Here is a 1,413-nt window from a genome sequence, read left to right as displayed (position 1 = left end):
CAGCTGAAGCCGAGCTCCCCGGAGAGCACGAGGGCCGCGGCGCCCCTGAGCACCGCGGACTCCTCCAGCGACGCCGTGCGCACCCGTGGGACGTCGGTGGCCGTGGGCATGCAGGCGTTCCGCACGGTCTCCCGCGCGGCGTCCAGGAGCGGGCCGGCGAGCAGGTCGCGCGGTCCGCTGAGCAGGACCTCGTCGAGGTCCAGGGCGGCGACGACGGGCGCCAGGGCGCCGCCGAGCCGTCGCCCGGCGGCGGCCAGGGCGGCGCGCCGCCGCGCGGGGGCCTTCCCCTCCAGCGCCGCGGTGAGCCGCGGCACCGACAGGTAGGTCTCCAGGCACCCGCGCCGGCCGCACTCGCAGTGCGGGCCGGCGGGGTCGACGGTGAGGTGGCCGATCTCGCCGGCGGCCATCCGCCCGCCGCGCAGCAGGTTCCCGTCCAGGACGATGCCGGCGCCGAGGCCCTCGCCGATCGTCACGGTCATCGACCCCGACGGGGAGGACCCGCCGTAGGTGAACTCCGCGAGCGCGCCGGCGTTGGCGTCGTTGACGACGTGCACGCCGGTGCCCAGGGCCTCGGTGAGCAGCCGGGCCAGCGGCACGTCGGTCCAGCCGAGGTTGGACGCCTCGACGACGGTGCCGTGCTCGTCGACGACGCCGGGGGTGCCGATGCCGACGCCGATGACGGAGGCGCGGGCGGCGGCGCGGGCCGTGGCCAGGACGTCGCGGCAGAAACCCTCCACGGCGGCCAGGGCGGCGCTGCCGCGCAGCCCGTGCAGGTCGGCGACCGCCTCGCTGACGACGGTGCCGGTGAGGTCCAGGACGGCGCCGCGCGCGCTGGACAGGCGCGTGAGGTCGACGGCGACGACGAGGTTGTCCGCGCCGCGCAGCCCGACGGGCGTGGCGGGTTTGCCGACCCGTCCGCCGGGGCGCGCGTCCAGCTCGGCCACGAGGTCCTCGGCGAGCAGGCCGGCGACGATCTCGGAGACGGTGACGCGGGTCAGGCCGGTGGCGCGCGCCAGGTCGGCGCGCGAGCTCGGCCCGGAGTGGAACAGCACGCCGAGCACGACGGCCCGGTTGTGCGCCCGCGCCTGGGTGGGCAGGACCTTCGCGCGCGGACGCAGCCCACCGCCGGCGGCGGGTCGCGGCGCGCTGCGCGGCCGCGGTGCGCCGGGGGCGGTGGAGGTCGTCACCCGGGTTAGTTTCGACTCCTGACAAATCGTTGGCAAGGGGGTGGCGAGGACGTAACACGACCGTTACGGCTGGGTGGGCGCCACGGGCGCCACGGCGACGCGGGCGCCACGGCGACGCGGAAGCGGCGGGGCCCCGCAGCGGCGGGAACCCCGTGACAAGCACCCTTGACACGGCGGGCGGGCCGCGGCAGGCTCGCACCCATGACAAGCGACCCTGACACCCGCC

The 1,413-nt window shown here is 77.6% G+C and carries 1 protein-coding gene; it reads right to left on the bottom strand.

Going from position 1 to position 1,413, the window contains the following annotated elements:
* The coding region (locus tag GTR00_RS20820) for an ROK family transcriptional regulator (RefSeq protein WP_166613429.1) at positions 1-1,187 on the bottom strand (1,187 nt) is incomplete at its 3' end.
* Between the last annotated feature and the right edge of the window lie 226 nt (positions 1,188-1,413).

The sequence above is a fragment of the Kineococcus indalonis genome, assembly GCF_009906395.1.
GTDB lineage: Bacteria > Actinomycetota > Actinomycetes > Actinomycetales > Kineococcaceae > Kineococcus > Kineococcus indalonis.
This window is presented reverse-complemented; position numbering and strand designations above follow the sequence as displayed.